This is a genomic window from Cobetia sp. SIMBA_158, from assembly GCF_046566945.1.
Lineage (GTDB): Bacteria > Pseudomonadota > Gammaproteobacteria > Pseudomonadales > Halomonadaceae > Cobetia > Cobetia amphilecti.
Genome location: NZ_JAWJYL010000758.1, coordinates 1 through 252, shown reverse-complemented (window position 1 = coordinate 252; position 252 = coordinate 1). Strand labels below are relative to the sequence as shown.

Genomic DNA, 252 nt, shown 5'->3' with positions numbered 1-252 from the left:
CCGAATCCGACCTTTTGGAATAAACCCACGAGGTAGTCTTTTGGAACCAACTGAGTAACCTTAGTCACCCCCATATTTGACGAATATTTTAGTATTTCTCGTAGTGACATTTCACCATGGTTACGCGTATCTTGGACTAAACTTCCCCCTAAACGCATCCAACCTGGGTAGGTGTCAATTTGTTCATCGGCTTGAATTGCGCCGTAGTCTAGCCCAGCTAAAATGGCCAGTGGCTTAACGGTTGAACCCGGT

At 46.0% G+C, this 252-nt stretch carries 1 protein-coding gene; it reads right to left on the bottom strand.

The features are described from left to right. Nucleotides 1-252: penicillin-binding transpeptidase domain-containing protein (locus R2R70_RS21850; protein WP_410979174.1), on the bottom strand; the 252-nt coding region annotated here is incomplete at both ends.